Source organism: Leptolyngbya sp. FACHB-321 (assembly GCF_014695975.1).
Taxonomy (GTDB): domain Bacteria; phylum Cyanobacteriota; class Cyanobacteriia; order Leptolyngbyales; family Leptolyngbyaceae; genus Stenomitos.
Window position 1 is genome coordinate 184,142 of record NZ_JACJPI010000065.1, and the last position, 21,478, is coordinate 205,619.

The 21,478-nt window shown below is 49.7% G+C and carries 21 protein-coding genes; 11 read left to right on the forward strand and 10 right to left on the reverse strand.

Annotation, left to right across the window (positions count from 1 at the left end; genetic code table 11):
* The first annotated feature begins 26 nt into the window (after positions 1-26).
* A complete protein-coding gene (locus H6F76_RS17785) occupies positions 27-446 on the forward strand; it encodes a DUF1499 domain-containing protein (RefSeq protein ID WP_190447309.1) in 420 nt (139 codons plus the stop codon).
* Positions 447-490: 44 nt separating this feature from the next.
* Here the strand turns inward: H6F76_RS17785 and H6F76_RS17790 are convergent, their stop codons facing one another.
* Both H6F76_RS17790 and H6F76_RS17795 read right to left on the reverse strand, forming a co-directional pair.
* Complete coding sequence (locus H6F76_RS17790) at positions 491-1,045, reverse strand: glutathione S-transferase family protein (RefSeq protein ID WP_190510306.1); 555 nt, start codon at positions 1,043-1,045, stop codon at positions 491-493.
* A 71-nt stretch (positions 1,046-1,116) separates the two neighbouring features.
* Positions 1,117-1,581, reverse strand: a complete 465-nt coding sequence (locus tag H6F76_RS17795) for a hypothetical protein (RefSeq protein WP_190447306.1) — start codon at positions 1,579-1,581, stop codon at positions 1,117-1,119.
* Positions 1,582-1,970: 389 nt separating this feature from the next.
* Here H6F76_RS17795 and H6F76_RS17800 point away from each other — a divergent pair, with 389 nt between their 5' ends.
* On the forward strand, positions 1,971-2,786 hold the full coding sequence (locus H6F76_RS17800) for a tetratricopeptide repeat protein (protein ID WP_190510308.1): 816 nt from the start codon (positions 1,971-1,973) through the stop codon (positions 2,784-2,786).
* An 88-nt stretch (positions 2,787-2,874) separates the two neighbouring features.
* On the opposite strand, the gene H6F76_RS17805 is transcribed toward H6F76_RS17800, so the two are convergent.
* Both H6F76_RS17805 and psaM read right to left on the reverse strand, forming a co-directional pair.
* Positions 2,875-3,258, reverse strand: a complete 384-nt coding sequence (locus tag H6F76_RS17805; protein ID WP_190447304.1) for a hypothetical protein — start codon at positions 3,256-3,258, stop codon at positions 2,875-2,877.
* 355 nt (positions 3,259-3,613) lie between these two features.
* Positions 3,614-3,706, reverse strand: a complete 93-nt coding sequence (gene psaM, locus H6F76_RS17810) for a photosystem I reaction center subunit XII (protein ID WP_190447303.1) — start codon at positions 3,704-3,706, stop codon at positions 3,614-3,616.
* 482 nt (positions 3,707-4,188) lie between these two features.
* On the opposite strand from psaM, the gene H6F76_RS17815 reads away from it, so the two are divergent.
* Positions 4,189-4,935 (forward strand): DUF475 domain-containing protein, encoded by a 747-nt coding sequence (locus H6F76_RS17815; RefSeq protein WP_190510310.1) that lies wholly within the window; start codon positions 4,189-4,191, stop codon positions 4,933-4,935.
* A 90-nt stretch (positions 4,936-5,025) separates the two neighbouring features.
* On the opposite strand, the gene ndk is transcribed toward H6F76_RS17815, so the two are convergent.
* Together ndk and H6F76_RS17825 are read right to left on the reverse strand one after the other, a co-directional pair.
* On the reverse strand, positions 5,026-5,475 hold the full coding sequence (gene ndk / locus H6F76_RS17820) for a nucleoside-diphosphate kinase (protein WP_190447301.1): 450 nt from the start codon (positions 5,473-5,475) through the stop codon (positions 5,026-5,028).
* 81 nt (positions 5,476-5,556) lie between these two features.
* A complete protein-coding gene (locus H6F76_RS17825) occupies positions 5,557-6,069 on the reverse strand; it encodes a pentapeptide repeat-containing protein (RefSeq protein WP_190510312.1) in 513 nt (170 codons plus the stop codon).
* 525 nt (positions 6,070-6,594) lie between these two features.
* Between H6F76_RS17825 and H6F76_RS17830 the strand changes: the two genes are divergently transcribed.
* The 4 genes from H6F76_RS17830 (at position 6,595) to H6F76_RS17845 (ending at position 9,704) form a co-directional block, all read left to right on the forward strand.
* Positions 6,595-7,005 (forward strand): hypothetical protein, encoded by a 411-nt coding sequence (locus H6F76_RS17830; protein ID WP_190510314.1) that lies wholly within the window; start codon positions 6,595-6,597, stop codon positions 7,003-7,005.
* 2 nt (positions 7,006-7,007) lie between these two features.
* Positions 7,008-8,876 (forward strand): hypothetical protein, encoded by a 1,869-nt coding sequence (locus H6F76_RS17835; RefSeq protein ID WP_190510315.1) that lies wholly within the window; start codon positions 7,008-7,010, stop codon positions 8,874-8,876.
* Between the two features lie 76 nt (positions 8,877-8,952).
* On the forward strand, positions 8,953-9,306 hold the full coding sequence (locus tag H6F76_RS29755; protein WP_199322177.1) for a hypothetical protein: 354 nt from the start codon (positions 8,953-8,955) through the stop codon (positions 9,304-9,306).
* A 209-nt stretch (positions 9,307-9,515) separates the two neighbouring features.
* Positions 9,516-9,704, forward strand: coding sequence for a hypothetical protein (locus tag H6F76_RS17845; protein ID WP_242036723.1), 189 nt, complete (start codon positions 9,516-9,518; stop codon positions 9,702-9,704).
* Positions 9,705-9,798: 94 nt separating this feature from the next.
* Here the strand turns inward: H6F76_RS17845 and glcD are convergent, their stop codons facing one another.
* Both glcD and miaA read right to left on the reverse strand, forming a co-directional pair.
* On the reverse strand, positions 9,799-11,280 hold the full coding sequence (gene glcD / locus H6F76_RS17850) for a glycolate oxidase subunit GlcD (protein ID WP_190510317.1): 1,482 nt from the start codon (positions 11,278-11,280) through the stop codon (positions 9,799-9,801).
* A 57-nt stretch (positions 11,281-11,337) separates the two neighbouring features.
* Positions 11,338-12,456, reverse strand: coding sequence for a tRNA (adenosine(37)-N6)-dimethylallyltransferase MiaA (gene miaA / locus H6F76_RS17855; RefSeq protein ID WP_190510319.1), 1,119 nt, complete (start codon positions 12,454-12,456; stop codon positions 11,338-11,340).
* 127 nt (positions 12,457-12,583) lie between these two features.
* On the opposite strand from miaA, the gene gyrB reads away from it, so the two are divergent.
* Entirely contained in the window at positions 12,584-14,521 is a 1,938-nt protein-coding gene (gene gyrB, locus H6F76_RS17860; RefSeq protein ID WP_190447295.1) for a DNA topoisomerase (ATP-hydrolyzing) subunit B, read from the forward strand.
* A 40-nt stretch (positions 14,522-14,561) separates the two neighbouring features.
* Here the strand turns inward: gyrB and H6F76_RS17865 are convergent, their stop codons facing one another.
* Both H6F76_RS17865 and H6F76_RS17870 read right to left on the reverse strand, forming a co-directional pair.
* Positions 14,562-15,689, reverse strand: coding sequence for a PepSY-associated TM helix domain-containing protein (locus H6F76_RS17865; RefSeq protein WP_190510321.1), 1,128 nt, complete (start codon positions 15,687-15,689; stop codon positions 14,562-14,564).
* 2 nt (positions 15,690-15,691) lie between these two features.
* Entirely contained in the window at positions 15,692-18,268 is a 2,577-nt protein-coding gene (locus tag H6F76_RS17870) for a TonB-dependent siderophore receptor (protein ID WP_242036728.1), read from the reverse strand.
* 524 nt (positions 18,269-18,792) lie between these two features.
* Between H6F76_RS17870 and H6F76_RS17875 the strand changes: the two genes are divergently transcribed.
* From H6F76_RS17875 to H6F76_RS17885, 3 genes are all read left to right on the forward strand, one after another.
* Positions 18,793-19,455, forward strand: a complete 663-nt coding sequence (locus H6F76_RS17875; RefSeq protein ID WP_190447292.1) for a MotA/TolQ/ExbB proton channel family protein — start codon at positions 18,793-18,795, stop codon at positions 19,453-19,455.
* Positions 19,433-19,840, forward strand: coding sequence for a biopolymer transporter ExbD (locus H6F76_RS17880; protein WP_190447291.1), 408 nt, complete (start codon positions 19,433-19,435; stop codon positions 19,838-19,840). Before H6F76_RS17875 ends, H6F76_RS17880 begins: the two co-directional genes overlap by 23 nt.
* Before the next feature lie 264 nt (positions 19,841-20,104).
* Positions 20,105-21,397, forward strand: a complete 1,293-nt coding sequence (locus tag H6F76_RS17885; protein ID WP_190510325.1) for an energy transducer TonB — start codon at positions 20,105-20,107, stop codon at positions 21,395-21,397.
* Positions 21,398-21,478 lie beyond the last annotated feature (81 nt).

The window sequence follows — 21,478 nt, forward strand, 5'->3', positions numbered from 1 at the left end:
CAACCGAAAATCTACCGTGCTGCTCTATGTTCAAATTTTCAGGCAACCGTCCTACTCAGCTTGGTGTCAGCAATGGTCGGCTGTTGCCCTGTCCTGGCACTCCCAACTGTGTTTGCAGCTATGATCAGGCAGCAGAACACGCGATCGCGCCGCTCTCCTTCACGACAACGCCAGCGGAAGCTTGGGCAAACCTTAAAACAGTGATCCAATCCCTGGAGCGGACACAGATCGTCAGCGAAACGAGCGATTATCTCTACGTTGAGTTTGCCAGCAAGCTGATGGGCTTTGTTGATGACGTTGAGTTTTATCTCGACGCACCCCAGAACGTCATTCACGTACGGTCAGCATCGCGCTTAGGCAAATCAGATCTGGGTGTAAACCGCAGCCGCATTGAGTCGATTCGTACAAAGCTGCAAGAAGCACAAGCGGCTGTACAACGGGTTTAATTGCAGCGTAGCAACACTTTTATCAACACCAGTGGAGCTATGCGTTAGCCTCGGCTGCCGATCGTCGTCTGAAATGCAGGTCGTTCGGACAGCCGCTTGAGGTACGCCATGAGTGTTGGATAGGCGCTGAAGTCCATTTGAAAGCGCATTTGGAAAAAGCCCAGCGTAGAGGCAATGGCAACATCAGCCGCACTGAAGGCTTCGCCCAGCAGAAAGGGTTGCTGCACCAGCATCAGGTCGATCGGCTTGAGTAAACGAGACATTTCACGATCGCGCGTTGTTTCATTTAACAGCTCTGGTCCTAGCGTGGCATTGGCAAACAAAACCCACTGTGCAATCTCAGCGCGCTGCTCGGCGGTGTCACTCTTGCCGTACTTATCTGCCAGGTAAAGCATGATGGCACCCGACTCCCACAGCTTGAAGTCACCATCCATGATCGCAGGCACCTTTCCAATCGGATTGATGGCTGTATAATCCGACTCCAAATGTTCACCCGCCTGCATATCCAGTAGCACAAACTCATAGGGCACCTCCAGTTCCGCTAAGAGCCACTGCACGATCGAGGCGCGACTAAACTTCCCACCATAAAGCTTGAGCATAGAAACCTTTTACAAAAAACTTAGTCGTTGATGATGAGCCATCCAACAACCAAAACACCAACAACCAAACACTAGAGCACCTTATGTGTGTACTCATGCTGCTTTACATTATCCTCAGTCTTGACGAGGCGCTGCGAATTGAGTACCCGCTTGCGCTCAACCGAATAAGCAAAATCGCTACGGCTCGAGCCGACTGGGATATGTGCTTGAGCAACGGGACGCACCTTATAAGTACGAGCAGCCGCGATCGTCCGTTCTACAAACTCATCGCAAAACTGGGCAGTGGTGGGGAAGGTAGTTGGTAGCTGCGGGGTCTCACCGACAAAGACAGCTCCGAGGGTTGTCGCGAATGCCGTTTGATAGGAGGTTGGAATCCCTTTAACGATCGCTTCTAACGCTGCTGAAGGAATTGGCTCGACGATCGCAACCTCATGCACTTCACCCTCATCTTTGATGAAACAGCTTGCCAAGCCCAAAACAATATAATCATCGGCTGTTAAATCAGGCGCATTCAAGTCAAACGTTGCAGTTGTCATAGAAAAATCCAAAGTGCAGATCTGGCGTTAACAAATCGATCGCTGTGTTGCATTCTACCAACTCATAGGGACGCTTCCCATTCCCTCTCCATCTTCTTATCCCTTCTCTCTCTATTTTGATCGTTCATCTTTCCTTACGTTTTACTACTCAGCCCTCACTTTTTATTCCTCTCGTCCGAAAGCCACACAGACATCTGGCACCCTAATGAAGCGACCGGACACACGATCGACCCAAGCCACGAAAGACCTACTTAGCAAGCGTATTGAGGCATAGTTAGCCCTAGGCGGCGAAAACTCTGTCTTAAGACACATGAGCAAGTGACACATAAATAGAGCACCTCCAAAAGGAAAATCCCCTAGTGTAATCGCATACCTAAGGTAGGAAGGCTATGAACTCTCGCATACATCAGGGTCGGCAGCACAGTGTTAACCTGTCCGCCCGACATAATGCCTCAGTTATCACGAAACCTCGCTGCAAGCGCAGTCTAGAGAGCAAGCAAAGTGCGTCCGATCGCTCTGGGGCTAGTGCTGCGTCCCCTAGTTTGGCTGAACAGAGTGTTTTGCTTCGTGAGGAAGCTTTCTGTGAAATCCAGCAAGGCAACTATGCAGCCGCGATCGTCCTCCTCAGCTTACTTATTGATCGCAATCCTAATAGTCCCAGTAGCGTTAATGACTATAACAATCGGGGACTGCTGTACTTTCAAACAGGGCAGTTTGCTGCGGCTCTGGCTGACTACAACCAGGCACTGCAACTAAACCCCGAACTGGCGAAAATCTACAACAATCGTGCGAACTGTTACGCCTCAATGGGGCGACCAATGGAAGCACTCTTTGACTATGAAACGGCACTTGATCTAAACCCAACGAATATTCATGCCCGCATGAACCAGGGCATCACGTTCTGTGAGCTAGAGATGTACGATCAAGCGATCGAAAACTTTGACCTCGCCCTCCAGTTTGATCAGATGCGAAGTGGTGGTGCTACGGCACCGGGCGTTTCGATCGCAGGGCACATTTATGCTCAGCGTGGTCGTACGTCTCATTTAGCTGGTGATTGGAACTATGCCATTACCGACTACCGCCGTGCCCTTGCTGCCCTCTCACCCACCGATAGCCTACTGCTAGATGTATCGCATCGCCTGCGACTGCAAGTTGAACTTTGGTTGGATGACCTTCTCGATCCCCTCTCTGGTATAGAGGAATAAGGGACGCTGCTGCGACTTAAAGGGTTTTACCACTGCAACTCTGGCGTGCATCTACCGTGCCAGGTATGGAGCTTGCAGATTATCTGGACTATTGTCCACCCGCGCGTCGGAACACAATGCGTCGCTGCTGAGTACCGATACGATTACTCTGAGCTTGCATATTAGCGCCTGTCTGATACGGGTCAAAGTATTGTTTGAATTTGTTTTGGGTGCGTTCTACCCGTTCTTCTGTCGCTGCTACTGTAACTTGCAGTTCTTGCAATTTAGCAGCCTGGGATGAGCGATAGGGTAACAGCTGCGACAACGCACCGATCGCTGCTGCCGACAAAACGACGTTAACCGATAGCTTTACAGTAGTCTCGATGAGAGCAGCACGATAGGGGCGCTGTTTTACCTTCGTTTTCTGGCGAGGAACCGTCCGGAGGGGGCGCTGCGGCTGTGGCGGAAAGGAGGACGGTTTCAGTGCGTGCATGATAGTTCAGTCCGGTCTAGGCGGCAAACAGTAGAGCAATCCTTGATATAGGTCTATAGCTTAGTCGCAATCACAGTAAAACGATCGCGCTATCTTTCAAAGCATAAGTCCCGCAGCAAAGCCTGCTCTATTAAAGTCAACAATACTTAAGTTGGCAACTTTAAAGTTTAAGCAAATTCTTTAGAAAAACAGAAACTTAGCGCCAAGACTTGCAAGGCAAAAAGGCAAGTAGCCTGCTTCAGCGATCGTGCATTTAGATGATTGACTCACCCCACCAACCCAATGACAGCATCGGGCGATCGTCATGCCAAACCGCAAAACAGGCTACCTGAAACGCTATTTGTACTAGCGTCGTTTATTTATAAAGCTCGGTGGACAACCGTAAGGCAAGAATGCCAGGAACGAGTGCGACCACTAAAGCGATGAAAATTTGAGTATCCGATAGCATTGTCTGAAAACTCCTTACTGTGGGGTTTATAGTTCCCCAATGTCCTCTAAAGTGGGCACTTCGGGAACAACTTGTTACAAGATGCAATAGATCTGATGACTTTGCAATCCCCCTGTAGGTACTGTCTCGAAGCCTGAATCAAGCACCTTTACTAGCGATTTTTTGCGCTTAGGCGTTAGGCTTAAAGCGTAGGGTTGAGTACGCTCAAGCGTGGGGATCACTTACCATGAGCCACTAACTCTGTGCACTAAGGCTATGTAGCAGGCAACTGCAACCACTACTGTCTATGTTTATGGGGCTTATGTGTTTATGACGATCGCCTCTTAGAGCCTGGGCTGCAACTGTTTCACCCTGATCGTTATGCAAAACTAAGTGGTAGCGCAATCGCCTGCTAAGGATAGTGTGTTTCCTGGCGGCAGAGACAAGCCGTGCCCCTAACCTGTAATGTTTGAACTTTAGATTTGAAGCTTAGAAATCACTGAATGCTAGATCAATTACTGGACTCTCCTAATTTTGGGCTGGAAACGCTGCTGGTGCTGCCCGTTTTAATCGCGCTGGAAGCAGTGTTGTCGGCTGATAACGCGATCGCTCTTGCAGCACTGGCACAGGGCTTGGAAGATAGTGCCTTACAGAAGCGTGCGCTTAACATTGGTCTAGTTGTTGCTTACATTCTCCGCGTTGGTCTAATTTTGACGGCAACGTGGGTCGTAAAATTTTGGCAATTTGAGTTGGCAGGCGCACTCTACCTGCTGTGGCTGGTTTTTCAGTATTTCACGTCTAAGCCAGATGCCGATGATGAAAATTTGCATCATGGACCACGCTTTGCCTCGCTCTGGCAAGCGATCCCCATTATTGGCGTGACGGATTTAGCTTTTTCGCTTGATAGCGTGACGACAGCGATCGCTGTGTCTCAAGAAACCTGGCTGATTTTGATTGGTGCAACGATCGGTATTATCACCCTCCGCTTTATGGCAGGGCTATTTATCCGCTGGCTCAAAGAATTTCGGCATTTAGAAGATGCAGGCTACGTCACCGTCGCGCTAGTAGGGCTACGGCTACTGGTACGGGTAATTAATGATGCCCTCGTCCCGCCAGAGTGGGTAATGATCAGCGCGATCGCCCTCATTTTCTTGTGGGGCTTCTCTGAGCGCAATGAAGTGGTAGACAGCACTGTGCTAGAAAGTGCGACTGAAGCCAAAGAACCAGAAAAGGAAAAAGCGGAACTGTAAGGTTTCAAACACTGGCTCAGGCAAGAAAGCGGGTTCTGATCAAATGAGTATGAATCACACTCGCCCAGAAACCCGCTTTCTCAAGGCAAGCTACTCGTGAATCCACGACAGCAGCGAGGGCTGCCAATTTGCGAGTTCTTCTTCTTTAAACCAGAGACTAATCTCTTGCTGTGCTGTTTCAGGTGCATCAGAGCCGTGAATCAGGTTGCGACCGACATTCACCCCAAAGTCACCGCGAATCGTTCCTGGTTCAGCATTTAGAGGGTTGGTAGCGCCAATGATTTTACGCGCAGAGGCAATAACGCCTTCGCCTTCCCAAACCATAGCCACAACGGGACCAGACGTGATGAAGTCTACTAACCCGGCAAAGAAAGGACGTTCTCGATGTACGCCGTAATGGGTCTCTGCTAGCTCACGGCTGACATTCATCAGCTTTAAGCCAACCAGAGTGAACCCTTTTGTTTCAAAGCGACGGATGATTTCGCCGATGAGTTTGCGCTGTACGCCGTCGGGCTTAATTGCCAAAAATGTCCGTTCCAAAGCAACTCCTGGAGTTTAATCAACTGTTACAGCACCAGATTAGCTCAAAAGGTAAAAGGCAAAAGGTAAAAGGCAAAAGAACTATGGAGGACAGCCGAGGGATTCGCGGGTGTCTACACCTGTAACGGGATTAGTGCCACTGGCAGTTTTGCAGAGTTGCACAACCTGGGTGCGATCGAGCACGGCATCACTAAAATCGGCACCTGTCACCGTTGCATTCCGAAAAATAGACTTGAGCATCATTGCTGATGTGAGAATAGCGTCGCTTAAGTCTGCGTCAGTCAGATTAGTGAGATAGGTAATCCCATTGCTGAGATTCGCACCGTGCAAGTTTGCACCAACGAGATCTGAGCCATTGAACACCGCACCTTGCAGATCGGCTCCACTGAAGTTGGCACCTTGTAGCTGTGCCCCAGTAAATTCTTCTCTGATTAAGCTTTGCCCAGAGTAGTCTTTGAGGGTTGCCTCAGCCGCATCGTAGGCTCGAACAGCGGCTGAACTGGCGGCTTGGGCAGGAGACGGTAGCGCAGTGGTGATCAAAACTGCCAGGAGCACACCCCACAAAGGCTGCCAAAAAAATTGAAGAAGACGCATAGGAATTTAAGTTGGTTGAACCGCTTGCCATCGTCAAACTTAACACCCTTTGCTTGCCTGCTGGTGTTTCGGCGGTTGTGATAGGAGGGAGAAGGCAAAGGGCAGGAGGGAGAAGGCAAAGGGCAGAAGATTCTGTAGGCACGAAGGCTTTAGGTGTGCTGTCGTCTCGGTTGCTGTTGGAACGGTCTTGTTTGAAGCTGCAATGTTTCGGTTGAGACTTAAGGCAGTCTTACTTCAAGTGGCAGTGGTCTCATCTGAAGTCACAGTGTTCTTGTTTCAAGTGCGATCGTTCCTGTTTTAAGTACGATCGTTCCTGTTTCAGGTCAGGACGTTTCTATTTCAAGTGCGGTCGTTCCTGTTTTAAGTACGATCGTTCCTATTTCAAGTATGAAATTTGTTGGTTTGAGTCGAAATGATGCCTTTAGGAAGCTTCGCTAACGCCGTTTACCTATGAAGGATAAGTGTTGCTGAAACCAGAGAGAATGTGGTGTAGAAAAGAGATACCCTTTGCAGAAAGTATTCGCTATGGAACCTGTTATTGCTCTAACGGCTGGTGCGATCGCCAAAATTGCCTTTGAAGAATTTGCCAAAGCAAGCGGCGGCGAACTGGCAAAGAAGTCAGTGGGAGGTGCGATCGACCTGATGAAAGGGTTGCGTGACAAGATTCGAGCAAAGTTCAAGGGGAATGAGCGAGCGGAAACGGCGATCGCGGAAGCCGAGCAACAGCCAACACCAGCCGCCTTAGAGAAGGTAACGAAATATTTGGAACTAGAAATGATGGAAGACGAAGCATTTGCCACTGAGATCAAGCAAATCGCTCAACAGATCATCAATGTGCAGAACACAAGCGGTGATCGCACCTATAACCAAACGGCAGGGCGCGATATTTTCAACGTTGACAACGCGGGACAGTCCAACAAATTTGGTGGATCGTGAGGATGAAGCAACCGGGCGACCAACAAGCCGATCGCGACATCTTTAATATCGACAACAAGGGTACTGTCACGGTCATTAATCAGCCAGTGCCACAGCGAGCGCGCAGTGAATCCCTGCTGCTGCAAGCGGTGAAGCAGGAAGTCATCTCACGGCTCGACCAATCGCTGCACAATGCGGTGTTTATTAACCTGGGCAAGCAGTCTCAACCACAACAGATCAAGCCTCCCTGGGATGCGGAGATCAAAATTGGCTCAAAGTCGCCTGAACCGTTGCCAACCGAGACGACGATTTTGGAAGTATTCGATCGCCCCGGCATTGACGGCAGGCTGCTGATTCTGGGTGAACCAGGGGCAGGTAAAACGACGACGATGCTGGACTTGGCAAAAGCACTGTGCGATCGAGCCGAGCAAGACACAAATGCCTTCATCCCCATACTGTTGAACCTATCGTCGTGGAAAGATCCGAGGCAGACGATGACTGCCTGGTTAGTGGAGGAACTGAGGTCAAAATACGGCGTGCGAAAAGATATTGGCAAACAATGGTTAGCAGACAGGCAACTTTTACCCTTGCTGGATGAGCTGGATGAAGTGAAGCCAGAGCATCAGGAAGGCTGCGTGCAGGCAATTAACCGCTGGCTGGAGAGCGAAGACAGACCCCTCTCGTTAGTCGTATGCTGTCGGCGAGAAGAATACGAAAAAGTGGTACGGGGTCAGTGGCAAGTGGAGGCAGAGGAGGCACCAGACGAAATCCGAATGCACCTGAATGGAGCCATTTTATTGCAGACCCTCACCGATGAGCAAATTCAGGCGTATTTGACGGCAGCGAACCAACTCGAACTCTGGCAAATGCTACGGCAGGATGAGGCACTGTGGGAACTGATCAGAACACCGCTGTGGTTAAGCATTACACTCCTAGCCTATGAAGGGTTGTCGCTGAACCAGTGGCAACAAACCGCTTCAACCGAGCAGCGATTGGCATTACTACTCAATGCCTACATCGAACGGATGCTGCACAAAGAACCGAATAGTCGAACGTATGCCAAGCGCAAGCTTCCAACTGTCAAACAAACACGACGATGGCTAGTTTCTCTGGCGCAGCAGCAACAGCAACAGTCACAAACCGAGTTCCTGATTGAGAGAATGCAACCATTGATGTTGTCAAAAGGTGGTTTGTGGAAGTATCAATTGCTTTTAGGACTAATTCATGGACTTCTTGTTGGCTCCCTTTTTGGAATACTATGTGGACTGGTTATAGGTTTAATTAATGGATTATGTTACGGTCTGAAAGTTTGGTTTTTTGTTGGATTACTTGTTGGGCTGGGTAATGGGCTGAATTCAACAATTCAGCCGATAGATCGTTTGAAATGGTCTTGGAAAAATTTTGTTGGAGGGTTGCTTATCGGACTGAGTTGTGGAGTATTCTACGGGCTAGTCATTAGGTCAGTCTTTGAGCCAATTTTTGGACAACCTTTTGGACTATTGGTCGGGCTGCTTGTAGGGCTAAGTAATGGACTACTTGTTGTCTTTCTTTTTGGACTGAGAGGAGAAGCGGTAGATGTAAAATCTAGTCCAAATCAAGGTATCAAAAGATCTACTGTAAGCTTTGTCATTGTTTGGCTAACATTTGCATTGCTGGGTGGGTTAGGGCAGGGATTATTTGTTGGATTATTTGTTGGGCTGGGTCTTGGTGGAGAAGCCTGTATTCAGCACTCTGTTCTCCGTCTAGTGCTCTATCAAAACAAAGTTATTCCCTGGAACTATGCCCGCTTTCTTGACTACTGCACCGAGCGTCTCTTCCTTCAGCGCGTCGGTGGGCGCTATCGGTTTATTCACAAGTCGTTGCAGGAGCATTTTGCGAGAATGGGGGAGTAGGGAGTAGGGAATTGAGAGATGGGCAGATAGAGTAGAACAAGACGTAGAATCAACCAAGGCGCAGATCTTCAGAAACATGAATACGCAACTGGTCGAATCCTTAGTTCAAGTCATCTTTTCGCTCTCGTCAGACGAACGGGCATTACTTGAAGACAGGCTTTTTGGAAATTTGCCCTATCCTTCCGCCCAAGAGCTGACTCACTTAGCTGAACAGGGACACGCCTTTGAGTTTCTGAAGGATGAACCTGATCTCTATACACCCGATGATGGTGAACCCGTTGAATGGCACGAAACAAAGGTGATGTCGTTCTCGTCGAATTCCCGTTTACAGACCTCAGTCAAGCCAAGCTGTGTCCTGCGATCGTTCTTGCAGTCACTGTCAGATTTGATGAGATTACCTTTGCTTTGTCTCGTCTCAAAATGTCGATAGCTTGGAGCCTAATGAATTTGCGCTGTATCCAACTGATTTAGAATTCGCTGAGACAGGATTGCGTGTTGCCTCAAAAGTTCGGGTAACAAGAATTACGACTCTGAATAGTCCGTTGATCAGAAGACGCTCAGGTAAATTGGGTTCTCGGTATATGCGATCGTTAAATGAATGTCTTCTTCAAGCTCTCCATTTGTAAGGAGGCTCAACCGATGACTACCAAGATTTACGAGAAATCGTTCATCAGCTTCAAACGTCATCTGGCTGACTATTTACCTCAGCTAGAACGGGCGATTTCTGCCATTAAAGTCCTTGAAACAACTGATCCAGACTCCGAAGCGTTCAGTCTAGGCACTTGCCGATTTGCACGTCGCATCAACTGTCCTAGAACCTTATTCTGAAGGAATGCGAGAGGCGATCGACCAGTTTACAGAAGACCGTTCTGATAAAGAGTGAATGCGGCACTTGCTTCAATAAGTGAGTGGGCGCGATCGCTCAAAACTGTTCCACACCTTCAAATTGCTTTGCCACGCTTGATCCTGCCCCTTCACCACAGGTACGTGGTGTCGGAAAAATTTTGCCAGGATTCGCGAGTTCTCTAGGGTTAAAGGTCTGTCGCACCCATTGCATTGTTTCCAAGTCAGCGTCGGTAAACATCTCTGGCATATAGCAGCGCTTGTCGGCACCAATGCCATGTTCACCTGAAATGCTGCCGCCCACCTGCACACAAAGTTTGAGAATCGCCCCACCCAATTCCTCCACCTGTTCCAAAGCGCCCGGAACAGCATTGTCGTACAGAATTAAGGGATGTAGGTTGCCATCACCTGCATGAAACACATTTGCCACGTTATAGCCGTGTTTCTCACCTAACGTCTCAATTTCCCTCAGCACATACTCCAGCTTGGTGCGGGGAATCACGCCATCCTGCACGTAGTAATCAGGGCTAATTTTGCCCATCGCAGCGAAGGCAGCTTTGCGTCCTTTCCACAAGGTTAACCGTTCATCGGGATCCGTGGCGATCCGCACACTACGGGCACCATTCTGAAAACAGATGGCTTCGACGCGCTGGCTGTTTGCTTCTGCCTCAACGTCTAACCCATCCACTTCAATCAGCAAAATCGCTACGGCATCACGGGGGTAGCAGTTTGTACGCACGACATCTTCGACCGCGTTGATGCTAAAGTTGTCCATCATTTCCATGCCGCCAGGAATGATGCCAGCGCTAATGATGTCCGAAACGGTTGCGCCTGCGGCTTCAATACTGGTGAAGTCTGCCAGCAACACACGCACCGCTTCTGGGGCTTTGAGAATTTTAAGCGTGATCTCAGTGGCAATGCCTAGGGTGCCTTCAGAGCCTACAAAAAGCCCAGTGAGGTCATACCCTGGCATTTCAGGAACAGTGCCACCAACATCAACGATCGCCCCATCCGGCAGAACGAGCTTCAATCCCAAGACATGATTGGTTGTGACACCATATTTAAGACAGTGAACGCCACCGGAATTTTCGGCAACATTGCCACCCACCGAACAGATAATCTGGCTAGAAGGGTCAGGTGCGTAGTAGAAACCAGCACCACTCACTGCTTGCGTCACCCAGTTATTAATAACTCCGGGCTGGACGACGACCCGCTGATTTTCCAGGTCAATGTCGAGAATGCGCTTCATTAGTGCAGTGACGATGAGAACGCAGTCATCAGTAGGTAAGGCACCCCCTGAAAGACCCGTACCAGAACCGCGTGCAACAAAGGGAAGACCGTAGCGATCGCACACCTTCACTACAGCAGCGACCTCTTCCGTAGTGCGAGGCAAGACGACGACAGAGGGGCGGTTACGGTAACTCGTCAGCCCATCGCATTCATACACCAGCAGTTCTTCGCGTTTGCGAACCACGCCGTTTTTGCCCAAGATGGCTTCAAACTCACGGACGATCGATTGCCAATCGCGTTTTGTCTCTTGCTGGGGTTCCTGAATGAGCATAGTGATCTAAGACTAAGTAGTGAATGTTGCTCGGTGGTCGGAGGGATCGTTTTTCTATTATTGACGATTTGCCAGAAACTCTTGTACTCGCTGCCAAACCTGTTCCACCAAAGCAGGGCTGTCGGCATCAAACCACTCGATCGCCGGATCAGCCCGAAACCAGGTGCGCTGTCGTTTGGCAAATTGGCGTGTATGCAGCACTGTGAGCGCTTTCGCCTCTCCTAGTGAAAGGTCTCCAGCCAAATGTTGCTTAAATTCGGCATAACCCAGCGTGTTTAGCAACGGCAACTCGGCACCATACTTCTGACACAAGTATTGCACTTCGTCTGCAAAACCAGCCGCCACCATTTCTTCAGTTCGCTGAACAATGCGGCGATCGCTCTGCTCCACGCTTTCACAATCCAAGCCAATTTGCAGAATGGGATAGGTCGGTGGCTTCTCGCCCTGCTGCGCCGACAGCGGGCAACCCGTCACGTAAAAAACCTCCAGCGCTCGTAGCGTCCGCACCCGATCATTAGGATGAATCTTTGCCGCCGCATCCGGATCGACCTGTAGCAGAAACGCATAAAGCTGTAGCTGACCAAGACCTTGCAGCTGCGATCGCAACTCCATGTGAGGCGCGACTTGCGGAATTTTTAGCCCACGGACGATCGCTTTAATGTACAGTCCAGTGCCGCCAACGAGCAAAGAGGGATTAGGGAGTGGGGAGTAGGGAATGGGGGAGGTTTTAGTTTTAAGTTTTGAGTTCGTTTCTGAGTTCTGACTTCCGACTTCTGCCCCTCCGGATTCCCCACCCTTGCCTTCTGCCTTCTGCCTCCTGCCTCCTGCCTTTCCCCCTTCAATCAACGCCTGTGCCTTCTCCTGATACTCTGCTACGGTTAGCGTCTCGGTGGGATCGCAAATGTCAATTAAGTAATGGGGCACCTGCTGTTGCTCGGCGATCGAGGGTTTGGCAGTGCCGATGTTAAATTCTCGATACACTTGGCGCGAATCGGCACTGAGAATGACAGGATCAACTCGTTTTGTTTCACGGAGGCGTTTTGCTAGGGCGATCGCCAGCCCCGATTTTCCTATAGCTGTGGCACCGCAAACCACTATCAAATGTGGTACGGATGTATTACTTTCGGTTAAACTAGAGTTGGTGGGCAACGGTACAGTTAAAAGAGGTTGATCCATCCCTATCACAAACGACGCTTGAAATCGCCCTAAAAGCGCTTAAAACCCTTTTGTGTTATAATTTTGATAGATTTTGCTATTATGAAGCCTGTGACAGCCTCAGGCTAACTATCGGAGCGCCTCATCCATGACGAACAATTACGATACCGAGCAGATTCGAGTCTTAGAAGGTCTTGAAGCTGTACGGATGCGTCCGGGTATGTACATTGGCACCACCGGACCACGAGGACTGCACCATTTAGTCTATGAAGTTGTCGACAACTCCGTCGATGAAGCGCTAGCAGGCTATTGTACCGCTATTCAAGTGGCGTTGAATGCTGATGGCTCTGTCACAGTTGAGGATGACGGTCGTGGCATTCCCACAGGTATTATCCCTCGCACAGGTAAATCTGGCGTAGAGACTGTGCTGACGATCCTCCATGCGGGCGGCAAGTTTGGGGATGGCGGTTACAAGGTGTCGGGTGGACTGCACGGAGTTGGTATTTCAGTCGTCAACGCCCTCTCTGAATGGGTAGAGGTCAGCGTTTGGCGTGAGGATAAGGTTCACGTTCAGCGCTTTGAACGGGGCGCGGCAGTGACTGAGCTAGTGGAGCATCCCAGTACAGAAATACGTCGAGGCACCACGGTTACGTTCAAGCCAGATGCTCAGATTTTTACAACGACGGTTGAGTTTGACTATGCCACGCTGTCTGGGCGGTTGCGCGAGTTAGCATACCTCAATGGTGGTGTGCGAATCACCTTTACAGACTATCGACTGGATGTCATTAAGAGCGATGAGCCACACGTTGAAACGTATTTCTATGAAGGCGGTATCCGTGAGTACATCGCCTACATGAACCGCGATAAGCAAGCGTTGCATGAGGAAGTGGTCTTTGTGCAGGGTGAGCGCAACAATGTGCAGGTAGAAGTCGCCTTGCAGTGGTGCGTTGATGCGTACAGTGACAACCTCCTGGGCTTTGCAAACAACATTCGCACGATCGACGGTGGCACCCACTTAGAAGGCTTAAAGGCGGTGCTGACGCGAACGATGAACTCGATCGCCCGCAAACGCAACAAGCTGAAAGACGGTGAGTCGAACCTGGCAGGGGAGAACGTCCGTGAAGGTTTAACGGGCGTGATTTCGGTTAAGGTGCCCAACCCTGAGTTTGAAGGACAAACCAAGACGAAGCTAGGGAATACTGAAGTTCGGGGTATTGTGGATTCTCTAGTTGGTGAAGTGCTGACGGAGTACCTGGAGTTTCGCCCCGGTGTCGCCGATGCCATCCTAGAAAAAGCGATTCAGGCATTTAACGCTGCCGAAGCGGCACGACGAGCACGTGAACTAGTACGGCGGAAGTCGGTACTGGAGTCGTCTACATTGCCTGGTAAGCTGGCAGACTGTAGCTCCAGAGATCCATCAGAATCGGAAATTTTTATTGTAGAAGGCGACTCTGCGGGCGGTAGTGCGAAACAGGGGCGCGATCGCCGCTTCCAGGCAATTCTGCCGCTGCGGGGCAAGATTCTCAATATTGAGAAAACTGACGATGCCAAAATCTACAAAAACACCGAAATTCAGGCGCTTATTACCGCTCTAGGCTTGGGTATTAAGGGTGAAGATTTTGATCCATCCAATCTCCGCTATCACCGCATTGTCATCATGACCGACGCAGATGTGGATGGCGCGCATATTCGGACGCTGTTGCTCACTTTCTTCTACCGCTACCAGCGATCGATGGTGGATCAGGGCTACATCTACATTGCCTGTCCGCCACTATATAAAATTGAGCGGGGTCGCAACCATCACTATTGCTACAGCGAACGTGAACGCGACGAGATTATTGCTGGGTTCCCAGAGAACGCTAAGTACGATATCCAGCGCTTTAAAGGGTTGGGTGAAATGATGCCGCAGCAGCTTTGGGATACCACCATGAACCCAGAGAGTCGCACATTCAGACGGATTGAGATTGAAGATGCAGCCGAAGCCGATCGTATCTTTACCGTCTTGATGGGCGATCGCGTGGCTCCTCGTCGTGAATTTATTGAGGCAAACGCACCTAAATTAAATCTGACTGACCTAGATATTTAGGCGCATTTTTAACGATAGGCAAAGCTTGCTTTGTCTGTCGTTATGGTTTAGCGGTGACTCGTTGACTATGCTGCATTGCTTCTCGTCGATGGGCTGCCTGCCAGCGACGACGTTGCCAGAGCGCAAAGCCAGTCATTGCAAGAGCTAAAGGGGCGAACCCAACCAGGCAGTAAAGCATACGAGTGAGCCAGCCTCCGTAGTTGCCAACATGCAAGATATATTGAGCCGTCATAATGCGGGTAGCAAGTGACGCTTGTTTAGGATTATCAACTCGCAAGGCGGCTCCCGTGTATTGGTCTAGATAAAGATAAGGATCTTTATTAAATTCATGTTCTTGTGGGAAATGCATCCAAACATTGAATGTAGCTTCTGGTTTCTTTGCGGGAAAAAACTTGAATAGTTTGGCACCCGGCAAGGCGGCTTCAGCTTTTTGCAGTATTTCATCGATCGCCATTGGCGCTTTACCCACAGCAACCTGTGAAGCTACTTCTACTGGTTTTGGGGTTTGCGTTAGATGATAGACCGCATTCTCAAAGGGTGTCCAGAAGACCATTGCCATGCCAGTAGCAGCAATCAGTGACAGAAAGACAACTGATAAAACTCCGATCGCCTTGTGTACGTCATAGTGAATCAATTGCCAGGGTGCCCGCCAGCGAATCGTCAAGCCGTACTTCAGGTTGCGCCAGCCATTCCACAGTGCTAGACCCGTGATTCCCATTAGTAGCAATAGCCCCCCACAGATACCAACCATTTGCATCCCAAACTCACCAGCCAAAAGGTGAACATGCAGTTCGATTAAGAAGCCTCCGATCGTCTGTTTCCAGGGGCGAGAGCCAAGCACCTCACCGTTAAAGGGATTGAGATACACATCAGTGTAATCGTCCTTAGCATCTGCCATCATCACCGTATAGGCGACATCGGGTGATGATGGCACCGTGATGCGATGTACTTTTAGGGCGGGATAAAGTTTTTTTGCACTCTCCACAAGTTCCTGGTGTGATTGCATCGCTCCCTGTGGTTCCACATGCCATAACTGAGGATTGAAAGCATGATCCAGCTCATCAGAGAAAATCAACAAACTTCCCGTTAAGCTAATGATGATGAGCAGAAGACCGACTAAAAGACCAATCCAGCGATGCAAAATCAGAGCAGGAATGCGTAATCTCATCGCTAAAACTCCACTGATACAGTGCCAGAAATAGTGAAAGGTGCACCGGGAATGACTTGTAAGCGATCGCCAAACGAAGATCCGGTGAAGTGCTCTACATTAAAGAGGTTACGGGCATTCAATTGCGCCTTCCAATTATTGCGTCGGTAAAACAAGGCTGCATCCGTGCGGAAATAGCTGGGCAATTCAAAGGTATTATCCAAATCACCCGATCGAGCCGCAACGTAATAGAGTCCCAGCCCGACCCCTAACCCCTTCAGATTCCCCGTTTGAATCTCGTACGTTGTCCACAAACTGGCAGTCCATTCAGGAATGTTGTCTAAAAAATTGCCTACGGGTAGCACATTATCTTGTGTGATCCGCGCATCTATATAAGCGGTGGAGGCAATGATGTTCCATCCGGGCAAAATTTCGCCCAACACATCCAACTCAATTCCCTTGCTGGTGACTTCCCCAGTTTGAATCTGGAATAGCCCCGATGGATCGTTGGGATCAGCAGTGGTAACATTTTGCTTAGTCAAATGATAGGCTGCCAGCGTGGCAATGAGTCTGGGTGTGACTTGAGCTTTCACCCCGACTTCAAACTGCTCACCCGTTTCCGGCTCAAAGGCAGAATTATCACCGTTACGCGCAGCCGCAAAAGACGGTCTAAACGATCGCGAGTATGACCCATAAAGAGATACTGTTTCACTGGGTTGATAAACAATCCCAAAGCGTGGAGTCACAGCCCCATCAGACTGTTCAAACTCCTGGCGTGGATCGGGCTGAAATTCAAATACCCGGTTTTGTTTAAACGTGTCGTAGCGAGCACCCAACAAAAGCTTCAAATTTGGGAGAAGTGCAATTTGATCCTGCACATAAATCCCGACTGTACTGGTGGTGTCATCTCGATAGCCAATTGGATCTTTGGGATAGCGCAACCTGGCATAAACTGGATTGAAGATATTGATCGATGGATACTCAAAGCCAAAGCGAAACTCAGGCTTTTCAATGGTTTTACTGTACTCAAAGCCAAATAACAATTGATGTGCAATGGAACCTGTCGAAAACTTACCAATCACATTTGTATCAGTGAAGAAGTTTTCGTAGTATCCACCAGCCCAATATTGCGATCGCAATAATTCCCCTGTCACTTCATCCAGTGCATCTGGCTGGGGACCATAACGCTCAGGTCTCTGTTTCTGATACCGGAAGTTGTTTCGCACTGACCAGTTATCGCTAAAGCGGTGATTGAACACATAGCCAACACCAAATTCCTCCTTGCTGAAGTTGCTAAACGGTTCATTCAAAAAACGCCCAATGGGAATATTGGCAGGTCGATCGCCGATCACAACAAGCCCAGTGTCGTAGCCGACCGAATCATCAGTGTAATCAGCATCTAGCCTTAATGAGGTCTTAGAACCTAGTTGGAAGGTAAGAGAAGGGGCAAGAAAAAACCGTTGCTTGTCTACAAAATCGCGAAAACTACCTGCCGTTCGGTAAGACGTATTGAGACGGTACAGAATGGTCTTCTCATCATTTAAGGGACCAGATAAATCCACTGCCCCTTCATAGGTATCAAAATTCCCAATGGTTAATTGTGCCGCGTAGTAAGGATCGCGCAATGGTTGTTTCGTCACCAGGTTAATAATGCCACCCGGTTCCACTTGCCCAAATAAAATGGATGCCGGACCTTTGAGCACCTCAATCCGTTCTAAGTTGGTGGTGTCAGGAGAACCAAACGTGAATGTACGAACACCATCTCGAAAGAAACTTCCCTGAAAGGTAGAAACCTGAAAACCACGAAGGAAAATTAAATCCTCATAGCCCTGGTACTGCCCTAAATTGCTGACTCCACTGACATTTTGTACTGCATCTCCAACTCGAATCACCCGCTGATCATTCAAGACTTGGCGCGGAACGACTTGAACAGAACCAGGAATCTCCAAAATGGGGGTATCTGTTTTTGTGGCAGTAGAGCTATTGGGCGCAAAGTAACCCCGCTGCCCTTCTCCTGTCACCACAATTTCTTCATCCAGGTCGCCCTCTTCTGGGTTAAGGCTATAGGCTAACGCTCCAGTTCTTAGGGTTACTTCTGACGTGGGCAGCACCTTACTGCCTGTCACGTTTACTCGGATGGTGGCTGCATCCAACTGCGTCACACGGACATTAGCAATTTCCTCACTCGGATTCTCAGCACTAAACTCCTGAGCATTGGGTAGCGCCAGCACCGCATTGGGAATATCTGCAATCAGGCTAGTGCCTTCAGCCCGAAAATTGGTGGCATCGATTGAAAGTGGTTTGCCTTCTTCAGTTTCTAAGACGACATTCAAACCATCATCAACGCGATTCACTTGCACATCTGTGACCGTCACAGGAGCGTTTTGACTGATCAGTTTTGAGTTTTCGAGTTTTTCCTCCCATTCTTTGAGGGTTGTGGCAGGGCGATCGAAATCCTTCAGTCGAGTCCCTACCGCTGCCTGGCTCTGAGCTTCTACCGCCGCTAATTTCTTAACTTGAAGTTCCCTCACCTCAGCTTTTGCATGGGCAAGATTCAGTGACAGTAGAGACGCGATCGTGATCCCCAACCCTAAATGCATTTGATTCACAATACTTCTCCACACACAGACGATGGTATTTGCAACAAAAACTGCCCGCCATTGGTAGACGGATGACACTACTTCCCCAACTGTTTTGCTGAAGCTGGTTTAGCTTATTGAGAATTAGTTTTAGTAATGGTTAAAAACTTATGATGACTGGTGACTAAAGTCAAGCTTTTCCGCATCAAAAGATAAGGTAGTCTGGATCAACCGAAGCATAGATAATGCTTCCCTAGAAGGGGCTTCAGCTTTTTGGAGCCGACAGATGCCTTAAAGAAGTCATCACTTTTCTGGATGAGCTGCCTTGAACGATTGAGAATTAGTCTGATTGCTTTCTGTTTCGCTAACGCTAATTTCACTTTTAGCGATCGTGTACGTTGCGGTGCGCAGCCGTAATTAATTTGGCTGACTACTTGATATAAGTTCCTACTAAGCTCTATAGTGCTTTTGAAATCTTCTGTCAGTTTGTTGCTTGTTCAACTTTGACAGCTTGGTCTGCAACTCCAATATTCCTAAGAAGTGCTATGCAAAGTCTGGGTCAAATTCTAGTGGCAGCAGGGATTGTGGGGATTCCTCTGCTTTTGTTTTCGGTTGTGGCAATCGCCCTCATTATAGAACGCACGATCTTCTGGTATCGCGTCAACCGCCGTCAGGAAAAGGTGATTAAAGAAGCGTTGGCAATGTATCGAACTGATCCGTCTCTGGCTATCGAAAAGCTAGAACGCAATATTGATCTGCCAATGGCGCGCATCTTTTTAGCAGCAATGTCACTCGAAGAGGCAGAACCAGAAGAACTGGCGCTAGCGCTCGACGGTGCGACACAGGCAGAAGTCCCCATCCTTAAACGCTTCAGCAATGGGTTTGATACTATTGTTACGATCTCGCCACTGCTGGGCTTGCTCGGTACTGTGTTGGGACTAATTCAATCCTTTAGTGCGCTCAACCTGGGCGATGTTGGCGGTACCAAAACGGCTAATGTCACTGCTGGTATTAGTGAAGCCTTGATCTCAACGGCATTCGGTTTAGTGGTAGCACTGGTAGCACTATTTTTCGCTAACACGTTTCGAGGGTTCTATATTCGCCAACTGGCAATGATTCAAGAACACTCGGCAGAGTTGGAACTGCTACACCGTAGACGGTATAAGAAAGTTTTGGAGGCTTCCTATGCGACGACGCGCGATCGATGAACCCGAAGTACCATCTCAGATCAACATCGTGCCGATGATTGACGTGATCTTTGCCATCCTCACGTTTTTCATTATGTCTACGCTGTTCCTGGGACGGTTTGAAGGGTTGGCTGTCAACTTACCCAAAGCCCAATCTGCCAAGCCACAAAAGACCATTCGTGCCACAGTTACCCTCGACAAACAAGGCACTCTTTACCTGAACAAGTCACCCCTCGCGATCGATACGTTGTCTAATGCTGTGCGGCAGCTCGACGAACCCGGTAAGGATCTGGTTGTGGTACTCAACGCCGATGGTTCCGTTACCCACGATCGCGTGGTGGCTGTGATGGATCAAATCCGCCAAGTGGAAGGCGCAAAAATGGCGATCGCAACAAAGCGGCAGTGATGGAAACTACAGGATGAAAGATAAAAAGATAACAAGGATGAAGGATAAGGGATGAGGGATGAAAGATAAAACTATTACCTTCTTGCAAATGGACTTCATCTAGCTGCAAACTGCTGTCTTTCTCTATTCTCCCCATCCCATCATCTTTTTTATCCCACCACTCCTTCATCCTATCCCCCCTTCATTCTTCACTCCATTACTTCCTCACCCCTCCACTCCATCACTTCCTCACCTTTTCACTTCCTCACTCCTCCTAATGCCCTCATGAACAGTATTGAAACGATCATTCAACAGCGACAAAAAGAACGCAAAGCGCTGAAACTTTTTCTGCTGTCTAGCCTGGTTGGTTCGCTAGCGTTTCATGCTGGCGTAATGGCACTCAAAGTGGGCGATCGTGGGGGAAACCTGCTGATCGATCCCACCGAAGAGGAGATGGAGGTAGTAGTCGACGAAGCATCGCCAGAGCAACCTATTCAGGAATCGATCGCCGCGATTGAGCCGCCCTCTGAGTCAGAGGTGACAGACGTGCCAGAAGAAGTTGCCTTTGCGCCAGAGGTTGCGGCGGCACTACCTCTAGCACCCGATCGCTCAACGCCATTGGAAAAAGGTGAAGATGCACCCAGCGATCAACCCGCTACTGCCCCAGAAGCTGCCCAACCCATGACCAACAGCACGGGTGATACCAGCCTGAAGTTGGGTGGTGGTCCTCTTTTCAAACCCTTTGGTTTAGGCAGCGGTTTTGGGAACGCAGAGCGACCCACTGGCTTTAACCCTCTAGGCATTCCCACTGGCGACCCGAAGGGTGTACCGGGTGGAGTGCCAAACGGCAACCCGAACGGTAAACCGGGGGGCGACCCAAAGGGTGTACCGGGTGGAGTGCCAAACGGTACACCGGGTGGAGTGCCAAACAACACCGCCATCCGCACGGCTCCTGCTGCAAAACCCAAAACTCCCGTTTGCGTAAGCTGCCCTAAGCCCAAGTTTCAGGGGCAAGAAGCCAGCCCTCGGGTTGAGATGAACATTCAACCGGATGGCAGCGTTCAGGTGCGGTTGCGAAAATCTAGCGGTAATCCCGATCTCGATCGCCAAACGCTAGAAACCATGAGCAAATGGCGGTTTGATCCCCAAAGCGTTCCCGAAGGTGGTGTTCGTAAGCGGGTAAGAGTTACCTATGAGGAAGAGGGTTCCAGAACTCAGCGGCAGAATGAACAGCGTCGTCGCGAGGAAGCGGAACGTCGGCAGGTCGCCGAACAACAGGAGCAGCAACGACGGGAAGCCCAAGAGCGCCAACGCCAGCCGCCAGCCACTGCCGTCGAAGCACCAGAAAAACCTGCACCTGCTTCTCCGCCTACGGCACCCTCTACCGCTAAGCCTGCTGCCGATCCAGCACCTGCACCTGCTGCAGAAACATTGCCTCCCCCTGTGGAAGCCGCACCTGCCCCTGCCCCAGAACCAGAACCTGCCCCGGAGCCAGAACCAGAACCTGCCCCGGAGCCAGAGCCCGTCCCAGAACCAGAACCTGCTCCAGTAGAAGCGTCTCCGCCTCAAGCGCCTTAATCAGCAGAAGTGAAGAAGCCTCTTACCAGGTCTTTAACCTCTCCCTAGTGTGGCACTTACACGTTCTCCTTTAACCCGTCA

Excerpts from the sequence above, each read along its gene's own strand:
- H6F76_RS17835 (WP_190510315.1), top strand. The coding sequence starts at position 7,008 with ATGAAGCAACCGGGCGACCAACAAGCCGATCGCGACATCTTTAATATC.
- miaA (WP_190510319.1), bottom strand. The coding sequence starts at position 12,456 with ATGGATCAACCTCTTTTAACTGTACCGTTGCCCACCAACTCTAGTTTA.
- H6F76_RS17880 (WP_190447291.1), top strand. The coding sequence starts at position 19,433 with ATGCGACGACGCGCGATCGATGAACCCGAAGTACCATCTCAGATCAAC.
- H6F76_RS17825 (WP_190510312.1), bottom strand. The coding sequence starts at position 6,069 with ATGCGTCTTCTTCAATTTTTTTGGCAGCCTTTGTGGGGTGTGCTCCTG.
- H6F76_RS17885 (WP_190510325.1), top strand. The coding sequence starts at position 20,105 with ATGAACAGTATTGAAACGATCATTCAACAGCGACAAAAAGAACGCAAA.
- glcD (WP_190510317.1), bottom strand. The coding sequence starts at position 11,280 with ATGCTCATTCAGGAACCCCAGCAAGAGACAAAACGCGATTGGCAATCG.
- H6F76_RS17865 (WP_190510321.1), bottom strand. The coding sequence starts at position 15,689 with ATGAGATTACGCATTCCTGCTCTGATTTTGCATCGCTGGATTGGTCTT.
- H6F76_RS17870 (WP_242036728.1), bottom strand. The coding sequence starts at position 18,268 with ATGCATTTAGGGTTGGGGATCACGATCGCGTCTCTACTGTCACTGAAT.
- H6F76_RS17800 (WP_190510308.1), top strand. The coding sequence starts at position 1,971 with ATGAACTCTCGCATACATCAGGGTCGGCAGCACAGTGTTAACCTGTCC.
- gyrB (WP_190447295.1), top strand. The coding sequence starts at position 12,584 with ATGACGAACAATTACGATACCGAGCAGATTCGAGTCTTAGAAGGTCTT.
- H6F76_RS17785 (WP_190447309.1), top strand. The coding sequence starts at position 27 with ATGTTCAAATTTTCAGGCAACCGTCCTACTCAGCTTGGTGTCAGCAAT.
- H6F76_RS17790 (WP_190510306.1), bottom strand. The coding sequence starts at position 1,045 with ATGCTCAAGCTTTATGGTGGGAAGTTTAGTCGCGCCTCGATCGTGCAG.
- H6F76_RS17845 (WP_242036723.1), top strand. The coding sequence starts at position 9,516 with ATGACTACCAAGATTTACGAGAAATCGTTCATCAGCTTCAAACGTCAT.
- H6F76_RS17795 (WP_190447306.1), bottom strand. The coding sequence starts at position 1,581 with ATGACAACTGCAACGTTTGACTTGAATGCGCCTGATTTAACAGCCGAT.
- psaM (WP_190447303.1), bottom strand. The coding sequence starts at position 3,706 with ATGCTATCGGATACTCAAATTTTCATCGCTTTAGTGGTCGCACTCGTT.
- H6F76_RS17830 (WP_190510314.1), top strand. The coding sequence starts at position 6,595 with ATGGAACCTGTTATTGCTCTAACGGCTGGTGCGATCGCCAAAATTGCC.
- H6F76_RS17875 (WP_190447292.1), top strand. The coding sequence starts at position 18,793 with ATGCAAAGTCTGGGTCAAATTCTAGTGGCAGCAGGGATTGTGGGGATT.
- H6F76_RS29755 (WP_199322177.1), top strand. The coding sequence starts at position 8,953 with ATGAATACGCAACTGGTCGAATCCTTAGTTCAAGTCATCTTTTCGCTC.
- H6F76_RS17815 (WP_190510310.1), top strand. The coding sequence starts at position 4,189 with ATGCTAGATCAATTACTGGACTCTCCTAATTTTGGGCTGGAAACGCTG.
- H6F76_RS17805 (WP_190447304.1), bottom strand. The coding sequence starts at position 3,258 with ATGCACGCACTGAAACCGTCCTCCTTTCCGCCACAGCCGCAGCGCCCC.